This window comes from Tibeticola sediminis (assembly GCF_003843835.1).
Lineage (GTDB): Bacteria > Pseudomonadota > Gammaproteobacteria > Burkholderiales > Burkholderiaceae_C > Tibeticola > Tibeticola sediminis.
The window spans coordinates 142,917-165,114 of the sequence record NZ_RKQL01000001.1 but is presented as its reverse complement, the minus strand read 5'-3'; the positions used below and the strand labels follow the sequence as shown (position 1 = coordinate 165,114).

Genomic DNA, 22,198 nt, shown 5'->3' with positions numbered 1-22,198 from the left:
CTTCGAGGAGACTCGTGATGCCGTCCCGTCGCCGTACCGTTTTGACCCACGCCGCAGCTTGGGCTGCCGTCTCGACCCTGCCGCGCTGGAGCGCCGCGCAGACCGCGGACGCCGGTGCCGCTTCGGCTGCCGCCGCCGAAGCCAAGGCGCCGCCCTTGCCGGCCGTGGGCTCGTTCCTCAAACTGCCGGCGCTCACGCTGCTCGATGGCACGGCGTTTCGGCCCGAGCAGGCCGACGGCCACGTCTGCATCGTCTATTGGTGGGCCAGCACCTGCCCGTTTTGCGCATTGCAAAGCCCGGAAATGCAAAAACTGTGGCTCTCGCACCGAGACCGCGGGCTCGTGATGCTGACGCTCTCGATCGACAAGAAGCCGCAGGATGCCGAGGCCTATCTCAAAAAGAAGGGTTACAGCTTCCCCGCCGCTTGGGTCACGCCAGAAGTCCAGCGTGTCTTGCCCAAGCCCCGCGGCTTGCCGATTACCCTGGTGCGTTCGCGCGAAGGCAAGGTGCTGCAGGCCGAGCGCGGGCAGATGTTCGCCGAAGAGGTCGAGCAGCTGGCACACTGGCTGTGATGCAGCATCAGCGACGTCGCACCGTACTCCCCGCAATCCCCATTTCAAAATTCCTATGGATGCTCAACAACGCTGGAACATCGGTTACTGGATCACGGCACTGCTGCTGTTGCTGACTCTGCAGTCGTGGTGGCAAACGCAGCAGCAGGTCGAAACCGTCCCCTACAGCGCGTTCGAACAGGCGCTGGCCGAGGGTCGGGTGGCCGAAGTGCTGATTGGCGAAAAGCTCGTCACCGGCAAGCTCAAGACCCCGGAAGCCAATGGCAAGACCGTGCTCGTCGCGACGCGGGTCGAGCCCGAGATGGCTCAGCGGCTCGATGCTTACAAGGTTCCCTACACCCGGGTGTACGAGAGCACCTTCTTGCGCGATCTGATGTCCTGGGTCGCACCGACGCTCGTGTTTTTCGGGCTATGGTACTTCGTGTTCCGACGCATCGCCGAAAAACAGGGCGGCATCGGCGGGCTCGGCGGTTTCATGAGCATCGGCAAGAGCCGGGCCAAAGTGTATGTGGAGCAGAACACGGGCGTGACTTTTGCCGACGTCGCGGGGGTCGATGAAGCCAAGGCCGAACTGCAGGAAATCGTGGCCTTCCTCAAAGACCCGCAAGGCTATGGCCGGCTGGGGGCTCGCATGCCCAAGGGGGTGCTGTTGGTTGGTCCACCGGGCACGGGCAAGACCTTGCTGGCCAAGGCAGTGGCGGGTGAAGCGGGCGTGCCGTTTTTCAGCATCAGCGGCAGCGAATTCGTCGAGATGTTCGTGGGTGTGGGCGCGGCGCGCGTGCGTGACCTCTTCGAGCAGGCACGGGAGAAGGCGCCCGCGATCATCTTCATCGATGAGCTCGACGCTCTGGGGCGCGCCCGGGGTGCAGCAGGCCTGGTCGGCGGACATGACGAGCGCGAGCAGACGCTCAACCAGTTGCTGGTCGAACTCGATGGCTTCGACAATTCAAGCGGCCTCGTCGTGCTGGCCGCGACGAACCGGCCCGAGATTCTCGACCCGGCGCTGCTGCGCGCGGGCCGCTTCGACCGTCAGGTGCTGGTCGATCGGCCCGACAAGAAGGGCCGGGTGCAAATCCTTCAGGTTCACACCCGCAAGATTCGCTTGGCCAAGGATGTGGATTTGGAGCAAGTCGCGGCTCTGACCACCGGTTTTTCCGGCGCGGATCTCGCCAACCTGTGCAACGAAGCCGCCCTGGCCGCCACTCGCCGCGGCGCAAGCGAGGTGACCCTGGCGGACTTCACGGTGGCGATCGAACGCATCGTGGCTGGCCTCGAGAAGAAAAACCGCGTGCTCAACCCGCATGAGCGCGAGGTCGTCGCCTACCATGAGATGGGCCACGCGCTGGTGTCGCTGGCCCTGGTCGAGGCGGAGGCGGTGCACAAGGTGTCGATCATCCCGCGCGGCATCGGAGCGCTCGGCTATACCTTGCAGCGGCCGACCGAGGATCGCTTTCTGATGACCCGGCCCGAACTCGAGCACAAGATCGCGGTGCTGCTCGGTGGTCGGGCGGCAGAGAAGCTGGTGTTTGGCCAATTGTCGACCGGCGCTGCCGACGATCTGGCGAAGGCCACCGACATTGCCCGCGACATGGTCACGCGCTACGGCATGGAGGAGTCTTTGGGCTATGTGGCCTGGGAGCCGCCGCGCCAGCAGTTCCTCGACGTGCCCGGTATGCCCACGGCCCCGCAGGCGAGCCCGCAGACCTTGGAGCGCATCGACGAGGCGGTGCGCCGCATCGTCATGGATGCGTTCGACGAGGCCACGGGTGTGCTCACCCGCAACCGCGAGATCCTCGAGCGCTGCGCGCGCGAGCTGCTCGCGCGGGAAACCCTCGATGAGGAAGCGCTGCGTGCGCTCACGCACGATCTGAAACCCTGAAGCCGAACCCATGATGAGTGAAACCAAGAACGCCGCCCTCGGGGCGGAAGCACCACGCCTGCCCGCAGCGATCTGGATCCTGGGCTTCGTGAGCCTGCTGATGGACATCGGCTCGGAGATGATCCACAGCCTCTTACCGATGTTCATGGTGGGCAGTTTGGGCATCAGCGTGGCGCTCGTCGGGCTCATCGAGGGCCTCGCCGAGGCGACGGCGCTGGTCGTCAAGGTGTTTTCGGGGGTGATCAGCGACTGGCTGGGCAAACGCAAGGCGCTCGCGGTGCTGGGCTATGGGCTTGGGGCACTGTCCAAACCCTTGTTCGCCTTTGCCCCCAGCGCCGGCTGGGTGTTTTCGGCGCGCATCATCGACCGCATCGGCAAAGGCATACGCGGGGCGCCGCGCGATGCTTTGGTGGCCGACCTGGCACCCCCTGCTTTGCGTGGCGCCGCCTTCGGGCTGCGGCAGTCGCTCGACACGGTGGGCGCCTTTGCCGGGCCGCTGATCGCAGTTGGCCTCATGCTGCTGTGGGCGAACGACTTCCGTGCGGTGTTCGTCGTCGCGATCATTCCTGCGGCGTTGGCGGTGTTGCTGCTGGCCCTGGGGGTGCGTGATCCGGACGGCACGGCGAGCCGCACGCCGGGCAACCCGATTTCGCGGGCCAATCTGCGTCGGCTCGGCACACCCTACTGGTGGGTGGTCGCGGTCGCAGCGGTTTTTACACTCGCGCGGTTTTCGGAGGCATTTTTGGTTTTGCGCGCCGAGCAAACCGGTGTTCCGGTGGCGCTGGTGCCGCTGGTCATGGTTGCCATGAACGCGGTGTATGCGCTCAGTGCCTACCCCTTTGGCAAGCTCTCGGACCGCGTGTCGCACGGGCCGATGCTGCTGGCCGGTCTGGCGGTGCTGGCCGTGGCCGACCTCGTCATTGCGAGCAGCACGCACTGGAGCGGCCTGCTGGTGGGCGTGCTGCTCTGGGGAGCCCACATGGGGCTGACCCAGGGTTTGCTCGCTGCCATGGTCGCCGAGGTGGCGCCGGCCGATCTGCGTGGCACGGCCTTTGGCTTTTTCAACTTGGTCAGTGGCGGGGCCATGCTCCTGGCCAGTGTGATTGCCGGGGCGCTGTGGCAACAGTACGGCCCGGCCTGGACCTTCGGTGCCGGAGCCGCCTTCTGCGTGTTGGCCGCTCTGGCCTTGTGGGCCCGGCGTTGGGCGCTCGCCGGGTACACGGCATCATGACCAATCAGCCGCCGTGGAAGCGCACCACGAGCGGCACGATCAGCAGCGCCACGATGTTGATGATCTTGATCAATGGGTTGACCGCGGGACCCGCCGTGTCTTTGTAAGGGTCGCCCACGGTGTCGCCCGTAACAGCGGCTTTGTGCGCTTCGCTGCCCTTGCCGCCGAAGTGGCCATCCTCGATGTATTTCTTGGCGTTGTCCCAGGCACCGCCGCCGGTACACATCGAGATCGCCACGAAGAGGCCGGTGACGATCGTCCCCATGAGCAGGCCACCGAGCGCCTTCGGGCCGAGCAACAAGCCGACCAGGATGGGGGTGACCACCGGCAACAGGCTCGGGATCATCATCTCCTTGATGGCAGCCTTGGTCAGCATGTCGACCGCCACGCCGTATTCCGGCTTGGCCGTGCCTTCCATGATGCCTTGAATGGTGCTGAACTGGCGCCGCACCTCCACCACCACCGCGCCCGCGGCGCGCCCGACGGCTTCCATGGCCATGGCACCGAAAAGGTAGGGGATGAGGCCGCCGATGAAGAGGCCGACGATGACCATCGGGTCGGAGAGGTTGAAACTGACCGACTGGCCCAGCCCCTCGAGCTTGTGCGTGTAGTCGGCGAACAGCACCAGCGCGGCCAAGCCCGCAGAACCGATGGCATAACCCTTGGTCACGGCCTTGGTGGTGTTGCCGACCGCGTCGAGCGGGTCGGTGATGTCGCGCACGCTGCTGGGCAGTTCGCTCATCTCGGCGATGCCCCCGGCGTTGTCCGTGATGGGCCCATAGGCATCGAGCGCGACGATGATGCCGGCCATGCTGAGCATGGACATGGCGGCCACCGCAATGCCGTAGAGGCCGGCGAGCCTGTAAGACACCACGATGGCGATGCAGACGAAGATCACCGGCCAGGCCGTCGAGCGCATGGACACGCCCAGCCCCGCGATGATGTTGGTGCCGTGGCCCGTGGTGGATGCCTGCGCGATGTGCTGCACGGGTTTGTATTGCGTGCCGGTGTAGTACTCGGTGATCCAGACCAGCGCAGCCGTGAGCGCGAGGCCGACGACCGTGGCGCCAAAGAGGCGCATTTGGCTGCCGCTTGCGGCGATGGCGTTGTCGGGGATGATCCAGAGCGTCACGCCGAGAAAGAGCACCAGCGAGAGGCCGCCCGCGATCGCCAGGCCCTTGTAGAGGGCGGGCATGACGTTTTTCATCCCAGGCGTCGCTTTGACGAAGAAGCAACCGATGATCGAGGCGATGATGGACACGCCGCCGAGTGCGAGCGGGTAGACGACCGCCTGCGCCGGGGCGGCTGCGACCATCAGCGCGCCGAGCACCATGGTGGCGATCAGCGTGACCGCGTAGGTCTCGAACAGGTCCGCGGCCATGCCAGCGCAGTCGCCCACGTTGTCGCCGACGTTGTCGGCGATCACGGCGGGGTTGCGCGGGTCATCCTCGGGAATGCCGGCCTCCACCTTGCCGACCAGATCGGCGCCGACGTCGGCACCCTTGGTGAAGATGCCGCCGCCGAGCCGCGCGAAGATCGAGATCAGCGACGAGCCAAAGGCAAAACCAATCAAGGGATTGAGCAGGTCGGCGAGGTGCTTGTCGGGTGTGAGGTTGCCATTGCCGACCAGGAACCCGTAGAAGCCCGCTACCCCAAGCAGCCCCAGGCCCACCACCAGCATGCCGGTGATGGCACCGCCGCGAAAGGCCACGTCCAGCGCCGGGCCGATGCCCCGCGTGGCGGCCTGCGCGGTGCGCACGTTGGCGCGCACCGAGACATTCATGCCGATGAAGCCACATGCCCCCGAGAGCACGGCGCCGACGACGAAGCCCACGGCGGTCTTGCCGTCGAGGAACACGCCGATGAGCACCGCGAGCACCACGCCGACGATGGCGATGGTTTTGTATTGCCGCGCCAGGTAAGCAGCCGCGCCGGCCTGGATGGCTGCCGCAATCTCCTGCATGCGGGCGTTGCCCGGGTCTTGCGCAAGAATCCAACTGCGTGCCCACAGTCCGTAGGCCACGGCCAAGAGCCCGCAGACGAGCGCCAAAATCAGCGCCGAGTTGCCAGTCATGTCGATCTCCTCATTCGTTGTTTCGCTTGGAAGGGGCTCAACGCTGTGGAGGAACCCCCGCTGCGTTGCTTCCTCGCGCTCCAGCGGGGGAGGCGATTGGCCAACGCGCGCAATTTACCGCCAAACCGTGACGCTGCGGTGTCGCGCAAGGGCCGTGAAAGTAAAATCAGGGTTAATCCCAATCCCTCCCTTGATCCTCAACAAAACGAAAGAGACTGCTCCTCATGTCGCTCGACAACGTCACGCCCGGCCCGAACGCGCCCGAAGCCTTCAACGTCATCATCGAAATCCCCATGAATGCCGACCCGATCAAATACGAGGTCGACAAAGAAACCGGGGCGATCTTCGTGGACCGCTTCATGAGCACGGCCATGCACTACCCCACGAACTACGGCTACGTGCCCAAGACGCTCAGCGGCGACGGCGACCCGGTGGACGTGCTGGTCATCACCCCGGTGCCGCTGATTCCGGGCGTCGTGGTGCCTTGCCGCGCGATCGGCATCCTGAAGATGCAGGATGAAGCGGGCGAAGACGGCAAGGTGCTCGCCGTGCCGACCGACAAGATTCTGTCGATCTACACCCAGTGGCAAAAGCCCGAAGACCTCAACCCCGCGCGGCTCAAGACCATCGCGCACTTCTTCGAGCATTACAAGGACCTCGAAGAGGGCAAGTGGGTCAAGGTGCTGGGCTGGGAAGGCCCGGAAGCCGCGCGCAAAGAAATCGCCGACGGCATCGCCAACTACAACAAGGCCCACGCCTGAATTTTCAGCCGAATCGTCCGCACGCCGGCATGATTCGGCTCGGTCGTGCTATCAAAAAGTGAAAAGCCCGCAGTTTTGATTGCGGGCTTTTCGCTCGTTGGGTCCTAGTCGATATCGACGCTGTGCACGCCGAAGGTGCCGAGTCGCTGGTCGGCAAAGAAGCGCAGCAGCGTCTCGCGCACGGTCCGAAACGCCAATTCCTCCCAGGGAACCTCCGCCTCGGAGAACAGCCGCGCCTCGATCGTTTCGTGGCCGGGGGCAAACTGCTCGTCGAGCAGGCGTGCGCGGTAGAACAGGTGCACCTGGCCGACGCGGGGCACACTGAGCACGCTGAACAAGCCTTCGATCTGGAAGTGAGCTCCCGCCTCTTCGTCGGTTTCCCGGGCCGCGCCTTGCAGCGCGGTTTCGCCCAGTTCCATGAATCCGGCCGGCAGCGTCCACTTGCCCCAGCGCGGCTCGATGTTGCGCTTGCACAGCAGCACCCGCTCGCCCAGGTAGGGCACGGTGCCGACCACGTTGAGCGGGTTTTCGTAGTGCACCGTGCGGCAGGCGGTGCAGATGGCGCGCTCCCGGGTGTCACCATCGTCGGGCAAACGGTAGACCACCGGGGCGCCGCAGGCGCGGCAGTGTTTGATCGGGCTACGGAACATGACGGCAGTGTACCGATCGGGGTGCCGCCGTGCAGGAACCAAGAGGCTCCGCGGAGGCGTCGGCCATCACAGGCTTTGCTTTCAGGCTTTACTGGTTTTGGTGTGCTTCTCGATCAAGGCCTTGGCGGTGTCGAGCAGCTTTTTGCCGTCGTAACCGCGCTTGTTCATGTCCTCGATCCACTCGACTTCGAGCGTGCGCGAGCGACGGCGAAACTCCTGGGCGGCTTCGGGTCCGATGGTGGCAATGGTGTTGCCGCGCGCCAGGGCGCTTTGGCGGCCCGCCGCGTCGCCCGCTTGTTGGACCTTGCCGAGCCAGCCGGAGGTGGTCAAGCCTGAGTTGGCGTCGATCACTTTCTTCAAGTCCGCGGGCAGGCTGTCGTAACGGTCTTTGTTCATGGCCATGACGAAGCAGGCTGTGTAGAGCGCGCCGCCGGCGGGGTCGAACTCGGCATGGTGGCGCGTCAGTTCCTGCACCTTCACCGACGGGACGACCTCCCACGGCAGGACGCATCCCGCGATGGTGCCCTTCGAGAGCGCGTCGGGGATCGCTGGCAGCGGCATGCCCACCGGGGTGGCACCGAGCGTCGCCAGCAGTTTGGTGACCTGGCGCGACGGGCCGCGGATTTTGAGGCCCTTGAGGTCGGCCGCCGTCCGTATCGGCTGATGGGCGGTATGGATCACGCCTGGCCCATGCACGTTCACCGCGATCAGATGCGTGCCCTTGAACTCGTCGGCAGCAAGCGTTTGGATGTATTCCCACAGTGCCTTGGAGGTGGCTTCGGCGTGGCTCATCATGAACGGCAGCTCGAACGCCTCGATCCGGGGGAAGCGCCCCGCCGTGTAGCCGGGCAGTGTCCAGATGATGTCGGCCACGCCGTCCTTGGCCTGGTCGTAGAGCTGAGCCGGCGAGCCGCCGAGCTGCATGGCCGGGTAGCCCTGGAACTGGATGCGGCCGCCCGACTCCTGGGTCACCTTGTCCATCCATGCCTTGTGCATGTTGATCCAGACGTTGGACTGTGGCGCCATGAAGGTGGCGAATTTCAGCGTGACGGTCGGCTGCGCCAAGCCGCGAATCGCGGGCGCCGCGAGCACGGCGGCTGCGGCGGTGGATTGGAGAAAGCTTCGTCTTGGAATCATGGAGTGCTCCATTGCGGTTCGAAGGGGGTTGATGGTGGGGCGCAGGGCGCGGCCCGGTTGTTCACGAGACGAGCCGGACCAAGCCCAGAGCGAGGCCTGGAAACGCCAGCACGAGGCCGATGCGCACGAAATCGCTGATCAGAAACGGCAGCACGCCGCGGAAGGTTTCGCCCAGCGGCACGCCGCGCGCCAGACCGTTGACCACATACACGTTGAGGCCCATGGGAGGCACGAGCAGGCCGAAGGACACCACCATCAGGATCAGGATGCCAAACCACAGCGCGACGGATTCCTTCGGCATGTCGAAATCGAGCCCCATCACCACGGGGAAGAAGATGGGGATGGTGAGCAGGATGATGGAAAGCTCCTCCGTGACCGTGCCGAGCGCAATGTGCAACGCCACGATGGCCAGCATCACCCAGATCGGCGCGAGGTTCCAGCTGGCGATGAGATCGGTCAACGCCTGTTGCACCTGCGAGAGGGCGAGCGTCGCGTTCATCACGTCCGCGCCGATGAAGATCAGGAAAATCATGGCCGAGCTTTCGGCCGTGGCGAAAAAGCTGTTGCGCAGCTTCGCCCAACTCATTTCACCCTTGGCCAGTGCCGCGAGCAAGGCGGCGAACGCACCCACGGCCGCCCCTTCGGTGGGCGAAAAGAACCCGCCATAGATGCCGCCGAACACCAGCAGGAAGACGGTTGCGATCGGTGCGAGCCCAAGCACGGTCTGCAGCTGCATCCGCGGGCGCTCGGCGTCCACTGCGGGGGCGTGGCCAGGCACCAGGCGCACGTAGATCGCGATGACGATCAGGTAGCTCACCATCGCCAGCACGCCGGGGACGGTCGCCGCCAGAAAGAGCTTGGCGATGTTCTGCTCGGTCAGGATCGCGTAGATCACCAGTGGCACCGAGGGCGGAATGAGGATACCCAGCGTTCCGGCGGTGGCGAGCGTTCCCGTGGCCAGCCGGCCGGAATAGCCGTGGCGCTGCATCTCGGGCAGCGCCACGCCGGTGATGGTGGCGGCGGTGGCCACCGAGGAGCCGCAGATCGCCCCGAACGCCGCGCTGGCCATCACCGAGGCCATCGCCAGTCCGCCGCGCAGACCGCCCACCAGCGCGGCGGTGAACTCGAACAAGGCCTTGCTGATCCCACCTTGCGTGGCAAACTGGCCCATCAGGATAAAGAGCGGAATCACCGAGAGGTCGTAGCTGGCAAAGCGCGCGTAGGCCATGCTGTTGAGGAAGCTGGCGTAGGGCGCCCAGCCGGCGATGGCCACGTAACCGACCGAGCCTGCGACGAACATCGCAATGGCGATCGGCAGGCGCAGCACCATCAGGGCAAACATTAACCCGATGGTCAGGAGCGCGACCTCAGTGCCGCTCATGCGCGGCATCCCGGCTCGGCGGGGTCGCAACGCTCGTGACGGCCGAAGCCCGCGGCGCACTGCACCAGGCCGATGAGGCCGCTCAGGGCAAAACCGAGCGCCAGGCTGGCGTAGGCCGGCCACTCGGGTACGCCGAGCAGCATGGTGGTCGAGCGGTTCTCGAACGACTCCAGCCCGCCGATGCCTGCACGCCAGGCCAGCAGCAGGAACGCCAGCCCCAACACCCCCGCGGCGAGGCGGTCGAGCGCGGCGTTGACCCGACCCGGCGCGCGCGCGGTGAAAAAATCGACGACGATGTGGCCGCGGTGCATCTGGCACAGCGGCATGAACAAGCCCACCACGGCGGCGGTGGCGAGCGCCACGCCTTCGTAATCCCCGGGGAGGCTCCAGCCCAGGGTCTCGCGCCCGAGAATGCTCAGCGTGGCCAGTACCAGGATGAAAGCGAGCAACAGACCCGCCATCCAGGCGAGCCCGCGGGCGAGGGCTTCGAGGAAGTTCAGCATGGAGTTTGGGGGACGCAGCGAGTAGGGACAGAACAGCACCTTTGACCCCGGCACTGGATGCGCGGCGCGCGAGGGAGGCCTTCGGTGTGGCCCTAGAGGGCGCAATTTTAGGCGCGGCGCAGGCTCCGGTTTGCCCAGGCCGGCGCGGGCTCTGCCCAGAGGCAGTGCCCGGCGTCAGACGATTTGCACGCGCAACTCGGATAGCCCGCTCACACCGCCCACCAGCAGGTCGCCCGGCACGACCGCGCCGACACCTTCGGGTGTGCCGGTATAAATCAGGTCGCCCGGTTGCAGTGTCCAGGCCGCGGAGAGATGCTCGATCACTTCGCCGATGTTCCAGATCAGTTTGGCGATTTGGCTGCGTTGGCGTTCCGCGCCGTTGACCTGCAGCCAGATTTCCGCTGTCGTGATGTCGCCCGCCTGGACCGCCGGCGTGATCGGGCTGATGGGGGCCGAGGCTTCGAAGGCTTTGCCGATTTCCCAGGGTCGGCCGAGTTTTTTCATTTCGTTTTGCAGGTCACGCCGTGTCATGTCGAGCCCGACCGCATAGCCGTAGATGTGCCGATGCGCCTCGGCCGCCGGAATTTGCGCGCCGCCGACACCGATCGCAACCACCAGTTCGATCTCGTGGTGCAGGTTGCGTGTCAGGGAAGGGTAGGGCAAACGGCCGGTTTCGCCTTCATTCACCGGGAAGACAGCGTCGGCGGGCTTGAGGAAGAAGAACGGCGGCTCGCGGCCGGTGAAGCCCATTTCTTTCGCGTGTTCTTCGTAATTTCGGCCCACACAATAAACGCGGTGCACCGGAAAACAGGCGTCGCTGTTTCGGACGGGCACGCGCACGGTGGGGGGCGGCGGGAAGACATCATTCATGGCTGGGCTCTTTGGGGTTTTGCCGAAGGAGCCAGTTTGCCACGGCCCCGTGCGGTGGCACACTCGCGGGTGAGGTCCATCGATTTTTACCCATTGTTCAGGAGTCCAGCCATGCAGCAGACATCGAATCGAAACGCTCTTTCGCCGCACCGCTGGGGGGCGGCTGCGCTCGTGGGCGCGCTCGTGCTCGCGGGTTGCGCGGACATGACGGAGACGCAGCGCCATACCGCCATCGGCGCGGGCATCGGAGCGCTTGCCGGCGCGGCCATTGGAGACAGCAAAGGCGCGGCGGCGGTGGGAGCGGGCATCGGCGCGCTTGGCGGCTACGTCTGGTCAACCCAGATGCAGCAGAAAAAAGCGGCGATGGAACAGGCCACGGCGGGAACCGGGGCGACCGTCACGCGTACCGCCGACAACCAGCTCAAGCTCAACATTCCGAGCGACATTTCCTTCGGCACCGGCAGTGCGGCCATCCAGCCGCGCTTGCGCCCTATCCTGGATCAGTTCGCCCAAGGACTGGCCGGGCAGCCGAGCATCGAGGTGCGCATCATCGGACACACCGACAGCACGGGCAGCGACGCGGTCAACAACCCCTTGTCGATCAACCGCGCGGCTGCGGTCCGCGACTATTTGGTGACGCGCGGCGTCGACCCCGGTCGGATCATCATCGACGGTCGCGGGTCGCGTGAGCCGATTGCCGACAACTCCACCGAAGCCGGCCGCGCGAAGAACCGCCGGGTCGAGATCTTCCTGGCCGAGCGCGCTCCGCAGCGCTGAAGCAAACCGGATGGAGGGCTGCCGGGCCCGGCTCCGCAATGATGAAGCTCTACAACTACTTCCGCTCCTCGGCTTCGTTTCGGGTGCGCATCGCGCTCGAGCTCAAAGGCTTGCCGTACCAGTACGTGCCCGTGCACCTTGCCCGGGGTGAGCACCGCGAGGCGGAATTTGTCGCGCTCGCACCCGAAGGGCTCGTGCCCCTGCTCGAACTCGATGATGGCACGCGGCTGTCGCAATCGATGGCCATCATCGAGTTTCTCGACGAAACCCATCGCAGCCCGCCGTTGTTGCCGTCGGAGCCGTTGGCTCGGGCGCGGGTGCGCGCGCTGGCTCAGATCGTGGCGTGCGAAATCCACCCGCTGAACAATCTGCGGGTGCTGCAGTACCTCAAGCGCGAGCTGGGCGCGAGCGAAGAGGCGAAGAACACCTGGTACCGACACTGGGTTCGCCTCGGCCTCGAAGCCTTCGAGCGGCAGTTGGCGCAGCAGCCGCCAACGCGCTTTTGCGCCGGCGAAGCCCCGACGCTGGCCGACTGTTTGCTGGTGCCGCAGATCTTCAACGCGCGCCGTTTCGAATGCGACCTCAGCAGCCTGCCGCGCACCCTGGCGGCCTTTGACGCCTGTATGGCGCTGCCGGCCTTCCAGCGCGCCCAACCGTCTGCATGCCCGGATTTCGAACCGTAGAACCGTTCTTGGTGCCCGCGCCGTTTTTCCGTCCCGACTGGCCCGCGCCGCCTCAGGTTCGGGCTTGTATGACCGTGCGAGAGGGCGGTTGCTCCCGCGCGCCGTTTGATCGGTTCAACCTCGGCGACCATGTGGGCGACGACCCGCAGGCCGTCGCGGAAAACCGCGCGCGGCTCGCCGCTGCGATGGGTATGCGGCCCGTGTTTCTTCGGCAAGTCCATGGAACGGACGTGCTGCGGATCGACGCCGATACGCCCGACGGCACGGCCGCGGATGCGGCGGTGACGGCCTCGCCCCACACGGCCTGCACCGTGATGGTGGCCGATTGCTTGCCCGTGCTGCTGTGTGATATCGAAGGGCGCGTCGTGGCAGCGGCACACGCGGGTTGGCGGGGACTCGCAGGCGAGGAGGGCGTGGGCATTTTGGAGCGAACGGTCGAAGCGATTCGACGCCTCACGGCGCAGAGGAGGGCTTCGAGCGGGGACAGCACAGCAGTTCCAGCGCTGATGGCTTGGCTCGGTCCTTGCATTGGTCCGCAGGCATTCGAGGTGGGCCCCGAGGTGCGTGCGGCTTTTTGTGACTGGGACCCCAGCGCGACCGAGGCCTTCCGCCGCGCGACCGATGGCGCGGCCGACCGCTGGTGGGCCGACTTGGCCCAGCTGGCGCGGCGGCGGCTGCGCGCCCTGGGTGTCGCGCAGATCTACGGCAACGACAGCAGCCCGGCATGGTGCACCGTGACGCAGCGCGACCGCTATTTCTCCCACCGGCGGGATACCGCTCGGCTCGGGGGCACGGGCCGCATGGCGGCCTGCATAGGCTTGGCCTGAGCCCGTCAGCTTGGTGAAGGGGCGCTGGTGCCATACTGGCTGCCTTGGAGATCAATCGAGGAGACGACGGGTGAGTGAATCGAATCGTGTGTTGAGCGGGCTGGACCCGATGGCGGCCGGACAGCAATGGATCGATAGCCTGACCACCGTGTGGTTGCAGGCGATGGCGGGTACCCCGCTCAAGCCCGGTGAGGCCGCCATGCCCGCGGCTCCGAAGCTGTCCATCGCTCCAGAAAAGCTGGCGGAGATCCAACAGGACTACCAAAAGGAGGCGGCGTCGATTTGGCTCGACGTGCTCAGCGGGCGCGCGCCGCTCAAGGATCGACGCTTTGCAGACCCCGCCTGGCAAAAGAACCCTTGGGCCACCTACACGGCGGCCATGTATCTGCTCAACGCACGCACGCTCATGCGGATGGCGGAGGCGATCGAGGGCGACGAGAAAACACGCAATCGCATCCGCTTTGCCGTCGAGCAGTGGGTAGCAGCGGCAGCCCCGACGAACTTCTTTGCGCTCAACGTCGAGGCGCAGCAAAAGGCGCTGCAAACCCAGGGTGTAAGCATCGCCAAGGGCCTGCAGAATCTGCTCGAGGACCTGCGGCGGGGCCACATTTCGATGACCGACGAGAGCCTTTTCGAAGTCGGCCGCAACGTCGCCACCACCGAAGGCGCCGTGGTCTACGAGAACGAGCTGTTCCAGTTGATCGAATACAAGCCGCTGACGCCTACCGTTCATGAGCGACCGTTCTTGTTGATTCCACCCTGCATCAACAAGTACTACATCCTCGATCTGCAGCCGGACAATTCGCTGATCCGCTACGCCGTCAGTCAGGGGCATCGCACCTTCGTGATCAGTTGGCGCAATCCCGACGAGTCGCTGGCGAACAAGACCTGGGACGACTACATCGAAGACGCAGCCATCCGCGCCATTTCGGTGGTTCAGGACATCACGCAGTCCCCCCAAATCAACACCCTGGGCTTCTGCGTCGGCGGGACGATCCTCGCCACGGCTCTGGGTGTGCTCGCTGCGCGCGGGGACGACACGGTGGCGAGCGCCACGTTCCTCACCACGCTGATCGACTTCACGGAAACCGGCGTGCTCGATGTGTTCATCGACGAAGCTTTTGTGCGCTACCGCGAAGCCCAGTTGGGGCATGGCGGCTTGCTCAAGGGGCAGGAACTCGCGACCACGTTCAGTTTCTTGCGTCCCAACGATCTCGTCTGGAACTATGTGGTCGGCAACTACCTCAAGGGCGAGACGCCCCCGCCCTTCGACCTGTTGTATTGGAACGCCGACAGCACCAACCTGCCGGGGCCGTTTTATGCCTGGTATTTGCGCAATACGTACCTCGAGAACAATCTGGTCAAGCCCGGCAAGCTGACCGTTTGCGGCGAAAAGCTCGACCTACGCAAGGTGCGCCAGCCGGTCTACATCTACGGCTCGCGCGAGGACCATATCGTTCCGATCGGTGGCGCCTATGCCAGTACGCAGGTCTTACGGGGCAAGAAGCGCTTCGTCATGGGCGCCTCCGGGCATATTGCCGGTGTGATCAACCCCCCGACTGCGAACAAGCGCAGCCACTGGACGCGCGAGGATGGAAAGTTCCCATCCACCGTCGAAGAGTGGATTGCAGGGGCGACGGAACATCCCGGCAGCTGGTGGCCCGACTGGGCGCGCTGGCTCGCGGCGCATGCAGGCGACAGCATCCCCGCACCCAAGACCTACGGCCGCGGCCGCAAATACCGCGCCATCGAGCCTGCGCCGGGCCGTTACGTCAAGGCCAAGGCCTGAGTTCCTTTTTTCAAACCCGAGGAGACTATTCATGGAAGACATCGTCATCGTTTCCGCCGTGCGCACGGCGGTGGGCAAATTCGGCGGCTCGCTCGCCAAGGTTCCGGCGACGGAGTTGGGTGCCATCGTCGTCAAGGAAGCGCTGCGCCGTGCCGGCGTGGGCCTCGACCAGGTGGGCGAGGTCATCATGGGCCAGGTTCTGGCCGCAGGCGCGGGCCAGAACCCGGCGCGACAGGCCTTGATGAAGGCCGGCATTGCGAAGGAGACGCCGGCGCTCACCATCAACGCGGTCTGTGGCTCGGGCCTCAAGGCCGTGATGCTCGCCGCGCAAGCGATTGCCTGGGGTGACAGTGAGATCGTCGTCGCGGGCGGGCAGGAGAACATGAGCGCGAGCCCCCATGTGCTGCTGGGCAGCCGCGAGGGCCAGCGCATGGGTGACTGGAAGATGATCGACTCGATGATCGTCGACGGCCTCTGGGACGTCTACAACCAGTACCACATGGGCATCACCGCCGAGAATGTCGCCCAGGCCTGCGGCATTACCCGGGAAATGCAGGATGCACTGGCGCTCGCCAGCCAGCAGAAGGCCGCCGCCGCGCAGGAAGCCGGCAAATTCAAGGACGAGATCGTCGACGTGCTGATCCCGCAGCGCAAAGGCGATCCGCTGGTGTTCAATACCGACGAGTTCATCAACAAAAAGACCAGCGCCGAAGCGCTCGCCAGCCTGCGCCCGGCTTTCGCCAAGGACGGTACGGTGACGGCGGGCAACGCCTCGGGCATCAACGACGGCGCCGCGGCGGTGGTGGTCATGACGGCCAAGAAGGCGGCGCAGCTTGGTCTCACGCCCATGGCACGCATTGCGGCCTTTGCCACCAGCGGTCTGGACCCCGCGCACATGGGCCTGGGGCCGGTTCCGGCCACCGAAAAAGCGCTCTCGCGGGCGGGCTGGAAGGTGGCGGACGTGGATTTGTTCGAGCTCAACGAAGCCTTCGCGGCGCAGGCCTGCGCGGTGAACCAAAAGCTCGACATCGACCCGGCCAAGGTCAACGTGAACGGCGGTGCCATTGCCATTGGCCACCCGATTGGGGCCTCGGGCTGCCGAATTCTGGTGACTTTGCTCCACGAGATGCAGCGACGCAACGCCAAACGGGGTGTCGCCGCGCTCTGCATTGGCGGCGGAATGGGGGTTTCCCTGGCTGTGGAACGCTGAAAAATTCGTTCCAATCCAAGCAACGATACCCAATTTCAGAGAGGAGCAAAGCAATGGCACAAAAGGTCGCATACGTCACTGGGGGCATGGGAGGCATTGGGACGGCGATTTGTCAGCGTCTGCATCGCGATGGCTTCAAGGTCATCGCGGGCTGCGGCCCGACGCGCGACTACACCAAGTGGCTCGATGAGCAAAAGGCGCTGGGCTACACGTTTTACGCGAGCGTGGGCAACGTCGCCGACTGGGACAGCACCGTCGAGGCCTTCTCCAAGGCCAAAGCAGAACACGGCCCCATCGACGTTCTCGTCAACAACGCCGGGATCACGCGGGATCGGCTGTTTCTCAAAATGACCCGCGCCGACTGGGATGCCGTCATCGAGACCAACCTCAACTCGATGTTCAACGTCACCAAGCAGGTCGTGCCCGATATGGTCGAAAAAGGCTGGGGCCGGATCATCAACATCTCCTCGGTCAACGGCGAGAAGGGTCAGGCCGGTCAGACCAACTACTCGGCGGCGAAGGCCGGCATGCACGGCTTCACGATGGCGCTCGCGCAGGAACTGGCCACCAAGGGCGTGACCGTCAACACCGTGAGCCCTGGCTATGTCGGAACCGACATGGTCCGAGCCATCCGTCCCGACGTCCTCGAGAAAATTGTCGCGACGATTCCGGTCAAGCGCCTCGGTGAACCCAGCGAAATCGCCTCGATCATCGCCTGGCTGGCGGGCGAGGAGAGCGGCTACGCGACCGGCGCCGATTTCGCGGTCAACGGCGGCCTGCACATGGGTTGAGGCCGACGCGGTCGGGTCGTTCGGCGCCGGTGGAACAGCTCGATGCCGTTGTCATTGGCGCGGGCGTCGTCGGCCTCGCGGTGGGCCGTGCGCTGGCGCTGGCTGGGCGAGAGGTTTGGGTCCTCGAGGCCGCTGGCGCTTTTGGCACCGGCATCAGCAGCCGCAGCAGCGAGGTGATCCACGCGGGCATCTATTACCCGCCGGGCTCGCTCAAAGCGCAACTGTGCGTGCGCGGGCGGCGGCTGCTGTATGACTACTGTGCCGACAGGGCGGTGCCGCACCGCCGCACGGGCAAGCTCATCGTCGCCACGCAGCCGGACCAGCTTGGCACGCTGGGCGTGATTGCCGCGCGCGCGGCAGCCAACGGCGTCGATGACCTGAGTTTGCTCGACGCCGACGAGGCGCGTGCGCTCGAGCCCGCGTTGCATTGCCTCGGCGCCCTGCACGTGCCCAGCACGGGTATCGTCGACAGCCATGCCCTCATGCTGGCGCTGCTGGCCGACCTGGAGCACCTTGGCGGCCTGCTGGTGACAAATTCCGAGGTCTTTAGGGTGGATGCCGGCGTGAATCGGTCCGGTGATGCTATTGTTTTTGAGTTGAGTGACGGCACGCGCATGGCGGCCCGCACGCTGGTGAACGCAGCGGGCCTGCATGCATTGGCGCTGGCGCGGCGCACGCGCACGCCGCGTACGCCGCCCTTGCCGCACGCGGCGTTCGCCAAGGGCCACTATTTCAGCCTGCCACGGCCCGCACCGTTTGAGCGTCTGATCTACCCGATACCGGTCGCTGGTGGTTTGGGTGTGCACCTGACGCTGGATTTGGCGGGTCACGCCCGCTTCGGGCCGGACGTGGAATGGATTGCCGCCGCGCCCGATGGCGGGCCTCCGGCAGATCCCACGCTCTACACGGTGGACCCGGCGCGGGCCGACGCATTCGAGGCCGAGGTTCGCGCCTACTGGCCCGATCTGCCCCGCGGCGCCCTGCAGCCTGCCTACGCCGGCGTGCGGCCCAAAATCAGCGCGCCCGAGGCGCCCGCGGCCGACTTCCTGCTGCTCGGCCCGGCGCAGCACGGGGCGCGCGGCCTGGTGCATCTGCTCGGCATCGAGTCGCCCGGCCTCACCAGCTGCCTGGCTTTGGCCGAGCGCGTCGTGGAACTGCTGCGCTGAGCTTGCGGCGCAACGGGCTGCGATATCCGGGTCGGGGATCCCGTGCGCGCTGCGCCTAGCCACGGGCAGCGGGGCGCGCGGCTTTTTGTGCGGGCAGGGCGTCCCGGGCTTCGGAAGGTGTGAGAGCGGGATCGTCAGCGACCCGAATGACATAATCAGTCGTAGCCATTTCTTGCATGTTCATGACGCTCAAAATCGCCGTTGCCCAGTTGGATTTCGTCGTGGGCGACATGGCCGGCAATGCCCGGCGCATCATCGAAGCGGGCCGTGCGGCCCATGCCCAGGGGGCCCAGCTGCTGCTCACCCCCGAACTCTCCATCTGTGGCTATGCTGCCGAGGACCTGTTTCTGCGCCCGGGCTTCATCGCGGCTTGCGAGGAAGCGCTGGACCAGGTGCGTGTCGCCCTGGCCGATGTGCAAGACCTCACCGTCGTGGTAGGCCACCCGTCGGGCGGCGATTGGCGCACGCGCAGCGTGGCCGTGCCGCAGCGTTACAACGCGGCTACGGTCCTGCGGGGTGGCCAGGTGCTCGCCCGCTATGCCAAGCGCGAGCTGCCCAACTACCAGGTGTTCGACGAGCGTCGCTATTTCGTCGCCGGCGATGCTCCCTGCGTGTTCGAGGTGGCCGGTGTGAAGATTGGCCTCCTGATTTGTGAAGACGCCTGGTTCGATGCTCCGGCGCGCGAGAGCCGTGCCGCGGGCGCGGAGCTGCTCGCCGTGATCAACGCTTCCCCGTTTCACAGCGGCAAGGGCGGCGAGCGCGAAGCCATGATGCGCGCGCGTGTGCAGGACTGCGGACTGCCGCTCGTGTACGCGCACCTGGTCGGAGGCCAGGACGAGCTGGTGTTCGAAGGCCGCTCTTTCGCACTTTCGGCCGATGGCGCGGTGGCGGCCCGGGCGCCCGCTTTTGAAGAAAATCTGCTGATTGCCAGCGTCAAACGGTACGGCGATGCTATCGAAATTGAAGGCTCCGTGGCCCCCGAGGGTACGAGCGAGGCTGACCTGTGGCATGCCCTGGTGCTGGGCGTGCGCGACTACGTCGGTAAAAACGGCTTTCCGGGGGTGATACTTGGGCTCTCGGGCGGCATCGATTCGGCTTTGGTGCTCGCGATTGCGGTGGATGCGCTCGGGCCGCAGCGGGTGCGCACGGTCATGATGCCTTCGCCCTACACCGCGGCGATGAGTCTCGAAGACGCCGCCGAAATCGCGCGGCGTCTGGGCGTGCGCCATGACGTCGTCCCGATCGCCCCCGCGTTCGAGACCTTGCGGGGCTCGCTGGCGCCGCTGTTCGAGGGCCGTGCCGAGGACACCACCGAGGAAAACATCCAGGCCCGCATCCGCGGCCTCATGCTCATGGCGCTGTCCAACAAGTTCGGCGACCTGGTGCTGACCACTGGCAACAAGAGCGAGTTGGCGACGGGTTACTGCACACTCTATGGCGACATGGCGGGCGGTTTTGCGGTCATCAAGGACGTGGTCAAGACCCAGGTCTTTCGGCTGGCGCATTGGCGCAACGCCCACGATCCCTACGGTCGCGGGGCCAACCCCATCCCTGAGCGCATCCTCACACGCCCGCCGAGCGCCGAGCTTCGGCCGAATCAGACCGATCAGGACAGCCTGCCCCCGTATGAGGTGCTCGACGCCATCATCGAGCGCTATGTCGAGCACGACCAATCCGCTGCCGAGATCGTCGCGGAGGGCTTTGACCCGGCGGTCGTCGATCGGGTGGTTCGGCTGATTCGCGTCAATGAATACAAACGGCGCCAAGCGCCCGTAGGCGTTCGCGTCACGCATCGCAGCTTTGGCAAAGACTGGCGCTATCCTATAAGCAACCGTTATCGGGGCTGACACGCGGCCGATCTCAAACCGAAGGCGGTGGCGCCCCAGAGACCGGCACTGCCTTTGATCCGAAGGAGGCCGTGTCGCCTGAGCGTGTTGGCCCCCTGTTTCGATTCACCCGAGGCCCATTTATGAAGCAAATCACCGCCATCATCAAACCGTTCAAACTCGAGGAAGTCCGCGAGGCGCTGGCCGAAGTCGGCGTGACCGGCCTGACCGTGACCGAGGTCAAAGGTTTCGGCCGACAAAAAGGCCACACGGAGTTGTATCGGGGCGCCGAATATGTCGTCGACTTCCTGCCCAAGATCAAGGTTGAAATCGTCGTCAAAGGGGGCGACGTCGACCGCTGCGTCGAAGCCATCGTTCGCGCGGCACGCACGGGCAAAATTGGCGACGGCAAAATCTTCGTCAGCCCGGTCGAGCGGGTGGTGCGCATCCGCACCGGCGAAGAAGACGAAGCGGCGGTCTGAGCCGCACCGCTGCGGGAAGCGGCGGGTTCAGATCTGATCGAGGTCTCGGGCCGTCGTGAATCCCGCCGCTTCGATCAGCCGGCGCGCCAGTTCCGCGGGCTGATCACCGGCATGGATCAAGGCCATTTGCGCCTCGCTCATGTAACCCTGGGCCACACTGGCTTTGAGAAAAGCGAGCAAAGGGTCGTAGTAGCCCGCGACGTTCAGCAGGCCGATGGGCTTGTCGTGGTAGCCCAGTTGCTTCCAGGTCCAGGCTTCGAAAAACTCCTCGAACGTCCCGATGCCGCCAGCCAACGCCAGGAAGGCATCGGCGTGTTCGGCCATGAGCCGCTTGCGTTCATGCATGGTTTCGACGACGCAGAGTTCCGTGCAACCCTGGTGCGCCCACTCGCGTTCCACGAGCGCCTGCGGAATGATGCCGAGCACCGTTCCCCCGGCGTCGAGACAGGCGTTGGCCACTGCCCCCATTAGGCCCGTGTTCCCGCCACCATAGACCAAGCGCCCACCATGCCGACCGATCCACCGCCCAAGCGTCTCGGCCGCCGCAAGCTGCGCCGGATCGTCCCCGGGCCGGGAGCCGCAATACACACACAAGGAAAACGCGGGCCGCAGCATCAGGCGAAACGACTGTAGAGCGCGCTGGCCCAAACGAAGGCGGCGAGCACGAGGCTGACGAGCACTGCCGCACTGCCCAGGTCTTTCGCTTGCCTAGACAAGGGGTGCCAGGCAGGGTCGATTCGGTCGATGGCGGCTTCAACGGCCGTGTTGAGCAGTTCCACGATCAGCACCAGAAGGACGACGCCCCCCAGAGCCGCTCGCTCGAGCCAGCTTTGGCCCAGATACACGGCGAGGGGTAACAGAACCAGCGCGGCCAGCACCTCCTGCCGAAAAGCCATTTCCTCCCAGGCATCCCGCAGCCCGCGCAGCGAGTAGCCGGTGGCATACCAAAGCCGCTCGAGGCCCCGACGCCGCTGATGCACCTGATGCGGCTCGAGCCGATCCCGTTCCAACGGGGGCGGAGGCTGGATGGACTTCATGGCAGGCTTCACGTGGGGCGATTCTCCGTGGGACTGGCCCCCGCGGCCGAGCCCGTACCGACCGTCGTCACGATCCGTGTGCCGGCGATCCGGTCGTGGAGAAACTGCCGGTCCGGATCGAAGCGCGCGGCCAGCATCCAAACCCCCGCCCAGAGGATCCAGACGGACAAGGCGGCGCTTCCCGTAACGTTCAGCGCGGCGCTGATGGCCAAGGCGGGCAAAAACCAAAGCCAACTCAAAAGGTATCGGATCAAGGCTCTGGTTTGCGTCAGGGGCTGGCCGTTGCGATCGGTGATCCGCAGATGCCAGGTCTTCATGGCCAGGGTTTGGCCCTTGGACCAAAACCAGGTGAAGTAAATGCCGCAGACGACGAAGATGAACGCCTGAAGCGCGTGGCGGTTCTGCAGCGCATGGCGGGTCTGCGTCAAGCTGCTAAAGAGATAGCCGGCGACGAAGACCACGCCGAACAACAGCATCCCTTCGTACAACCAGCAGGCCATGCGGCGCCCAAGGGAGGGCGTCGGCAGCCGATCGGGTGCGGACTCAGCCATC

At 65.5% G+C, this 22,198-nt stretch carries 22 protein-coding genes; 13 read left to right on the top strand and 9 right to left on the bottom strand.

What is annotated here, in order from left to right; all coding sequences use genetic code 11:
• The first annotated feature begins 17 nt into the window (after positions 1-17).
• Genes EDC62_RS00800 through EDC62_RS00790 form a run of 3 tightly spaced genes read left to right on the top strand, consistent with a single transcriptional unit; the run spans position 18 to position 3,682 of the window.
• Positions 18-572, top strand: a complete 555-nt coding sequence (locus EDC62_RS00800) for a TlpA disulfide reductase family protein (RefSeq protein ID WP_124219386.1) — start codon at positions 18-20, stop codon at positions 570-572.
• Between the two features lie 55 nt (positions 573-627).
• Positions 628-2,451: an ATP-dependent zinc metalloprotease FtsH gene (ftsH, locus tag EDC62_RS00795; protein ID WP_124219384.1), complete on the top strand. Its 1,824-nt coding sequence runs from the start codon at positions 628-630 to the stop codon at positions 2,449-2,451.
• A gap of 13 nt (positions 2,452-2,464) precedes the next feature.
• Positions 2,465-3,682 carry an MFS transporter gene (locus EDC62_RS00790; RefSeq protein WP_124219382.1) on the top strand — a complete coding sequence of 406 codons (1,218 nt, stop codon included), beginning with the start codon at positions 2,465-2,467 and terminating at the stop codon, positions 3,680-3,682.
• 4 nt (positions 3,683-3,686) lie between these two features.
• Here EDC62_RS00790 and EDC62_RS00785 read toward each other — a convergent pair whose 3' ends face one another.
• Complete coding sequence (locus tag EDC62_RS00785; RefSeq protein ID WP_124219380.1) at positions 3,687-5,756, bottom strand: sodium-translocating pyrophosphatase; 2,070 nt, start codon at positions 5,754-5,756, stop codon at positions 3,687-3,689.
• A 224-nt stretch (positions 5,757-5,980) separates the two neighbouring features.
• Between EDC62_RS00785 and ppa the strand changes: the two genes are divergently transcribed.
• The gene (gene ppa / locus EDC62_RS00780) at positions 5,981-6,517 is read left to right on the top strand and encodes an inorganic diphosphatase (RefSeq protein ID WP_124219379.1); all 537 of its coding nucleotides are present in this window, start codon (positions 5,981-5,983) and stop codon (positions 6,515-6,517) included.
• A gap of 104 nt (positions 6,518-6,621) precedes the next feature.
• Here the strand turns inward: ppa and EDC62_RS00775 are convergent, their stop codons facing one another.
• The 5 genes from EDC62_RS00775 to EDC62_RS00755 form a co-directional block, all read right to left on the bottom strand.
• Positions 6,622-7,167 (bottom strand): NUDIX hydrolase, encoded by a 546-nt coding sequence (locus EDC62_RS00775; protein WP_124219377.1) that lies wholly within the window; start codon positions 7,165-7,167, stop codon positions 6,622-6,624.
• An 81-nt stretch (positions 7,168-7,248) separates the two neighbouring features.
• On the bottom strand, positions 7,249-8,304 hold the full coding sequence (locus EDC62_RS00770) for a TRAP transporter substrate-binding protein (RefSeq protein ID WP_124219375.1): 1,056 nt from the start codon (positions 8,302-8,304) through the stop codon (positions 7,249-7,251).
• A 61-nt stretch (positions 8,305-8,365) separates the two neighbouring features.
• Positions 8,366-9,685 carry a TRAP transporter large permease gene (locus EDC62_RS00765; protein ID WP_124219373.1) on the bottom strand — a complete coding sequence of 440 codons (1,320 nt, stop codon included), beginning with the start codon at positions 9,683-9,685 and terminating at the stop codon, positions 8,366-8,368.
• The gene (locus EDC62_RS00760; RefSeq protein ID WP_124219371.1) at positions 9,682-10,188 is read right to left on the bottom strand and encodes a TRAP transporter small permease; all 507 of its coding nucleotides are present in this window, start codon (positions 10,186-10,188) and stop codon (positions 9,682-9,684) included. The genes EDC62_RS00765 and EDC62_RS00760 overlap by 4 nt, the downstream gene beginning before the upstream one ends.
• Positions 10,189-10,362: 174 nt before the next feature.
• Positions 10,363-11,058: a fumarylacetoacetate hydrolase family protein gene (locus EDC62_RS00755; protein WP_124219369.1), complete on the bottom strand. Its 696-nt coding sequence runs from the start codon at positions 11,056-11,058 to the stop codon at positions 10,363-10,365.
• A gap of 111 nt (positions 11,059-11,169) precedes the next feature.
• Here EDC62_RS00755 and EDC62_RS00750 point away from each other — a divergent pair, with 111 nt between their 5' ends.
• From EDC62_RS00750 to EDC62_RS00710, 9 genes are all read left to right on the top strand, one after another.
• Complete coding sequence (locus EDC62_RS00750) at positions 11,170-11,835, top strand: YiaD family glycine zipper/OmpA-like lipoprotein (RefSeq protein ID WP_124219367.1); 666 nt, start codon at positions 11,170-11,172, stop codon at positions 11,833-11,835.
• 41 nt (positions 11,836-11,876) lie between these two features.
• Complete coding sequence (gene maiA / locus EDC62_RS00745; RefSeq protein ID WP_124221041.1) at positions 11,877-12,518, top strand: maleylacetoacetate isomerase; 642 nt, start codon at positions 11,877-11,879, stop codon at positions 12,516-12,518.
• 68 nt (positions 12,519-12,586) lie between these two features.
• Positions 12,587-13,345, top strand: coding sequence for a peptidoglycan editing factor PgeF (gene pgeF, locus EDC62_RS00740; RefSeq protein ID WP_245968704.1), 759 nt, complete (start codon positions 12,587-12,589; stop codon positions 13,343-13,345).
• Positions 13,346-13,454: 109 nt separating this feature from the next.
• Entirely contained in the window at positions 13,455-15,134 is a 1,680-nt protein-coding gene (phaC, locus tag EDC62_RS00735) for a class I poly(R)-hydroxyalkanoic acid synthase (RefSeq protein ID WP_124221039.1), read from the top strand.
• Positions 15,135-15,165: 31 nt separating this feature from the next.
• Positions 15,166-16,344, top strand: coding sequence for an acetyl-CoA C-acetyltransferase (locus tag EDC62_RS00730; protein ID WP_124219363.1), 1,179 nt, complete (start codon positions 15,166-15,168; stop codon positions 16,342-16,344).
• Positions 16,345-16,397: 53 nt separating this feature from the next.
• The gene (phbB, locus tag EDC62_RS00725) at positions 16,398-17,135 is read left to right on the top strand and encodes an acetoacetyl-CoA reductase (protein ID WP_124219361.1); all 738 of its coding nucleotides are present in this window, start codon (positions 16,398-16,400) and stop codon (positions 17,133-17,135) included.
• 29 nt (positions 17,136-17,164) lie between these two features.
• A complete protein-coding gene (locus tag EDC62_RS00720; protein WP_124219359.1) occupies positions 17,165-18,301 on the top strand; it encodes an NAD(P)/FAD-dependent oxidoreductase in 1,137 nt (378 codons plus the stop codon).
• A 182-nt stretch (positions 18,302-18,483) separates the two neighbouring features.
• Positions 18,484-20,148: an NAD+ synthase gene (locus EDC62_RS00715; protein WP_124219357.1), complete on the top strand. Its 1,665-nt coding sequence runs from the start codon at positions 18,484-18,486 to the stop codon at positions 20,146-20,148.
• Between the two features lie 122 nt (positions 20,149-20,270).
• Positions 20,271-20,609, top strand: a complete 339-nt coding sequence (locus tag EDC62_RS00710) for a P-II family nitrogen regulator (RefSeq protein WP_124219355.1) — start codon at positions 20,271-20,273, stop codon at positions 20,607-20,609.
• A gap of 27 nt (positions 20,610-20,636) precedes the next feature.
• Here the strand turns inward: EDC62_RS00710 and EDC62_RS00705 are convergent, their stop codons facing one another.
• The 3 genes from EDC62_RS00705 to EDC62_RS00695 are packed head-to-tail and all read right to left on the bottom strand — an operon-like array spanning position 20,637 to position 22,197.
• A complete protein-coding gene (locus EDC62_RS00705) occupies positions 20,637-21,224 on the bottom strand; it encodes an LOG family protein (RefSeq protein WP_124219353.1) in 588 nt (195 codons plus the stop codon).
• Entirely contained in the window at positions 21,224-21,646 is a 423-nt protein-coding gene (locus tag EDC62_RS00700; protein ID WP_124219351.1) for a diacylglycerol kinase, read from the bottom strand. Before EDC62_RS00700 ends, EDC62_RS00705 begins: the two co-directional genes overlap by 1 nt.
• 8 nt (positions 21,647-21,654) lie before the next feature.
• Positions 21,655-22,197, bottom strand: coding sequence for an RDD family protein (locus EDC62_RS00695; RefSeq protein ID WP_124219349.1), 543 nt, complete (start codon positions 22,195-22,197; stop codon positions 21,655-21,657).
• Position 22,198 lies beyond the last annotated feature (1 nt).